This window comes from Collinsella sp. HCP3S3_E11 (genome assembly GCF_052067375.1).
Lineage (GTDB): Bacteria > Actinomycetota > Coriobacteriia > Coriobacteriales > Coriobacteriaceae > Collinsella.
The window spans coordinates 1-319 of sequence record NZ_JBQHQI010000044.1; the positions used below are offsets into that span (position 1 = coordinate 1).

1 protein-coding gene is annotated in these 319 nt (G+C 60.8%); it reads right to left on the reverse strand.

Going from position 1 to position 319, the window contains the following annotated elements; genetic code table 11:
- Positions 1–319: amino acid permease (locus ACTM86_RS08990; RefSeq protein WP_441053350.1), on the reverse strand; the 319-nt coding region annotated here is incomplete at both ends.

Genomic DNA, 319 nt, shown 5'->3' on the forward strand with positions numbered 1-319 from the left:
AGCACGGAATCGCCCACCATGGTCTGGACTGCGACGATCATGCCGTAGTCGGGGTCGATGGAGTCGGCCGGGATGGCGGCGCCGATGCCGAAGCCAGCGAACAGGTAGATGACGGCAATAGCCACGCCACCGACGACGATAGCCTTGGGGATATCGCGAGCGGGATCGGCCATGTCATCGGTCATGGTGCAGATAACCTCGAAGCCCATGAAGTTGAAGATGATGATGGACAGGTAGCCCAGGGCGTTGGTGTTGGTGAGCTCGGGCAGGAAGGTGGCGGCGGACATGTCGTTCGCGAAACCGTTCTCCATGGCATACC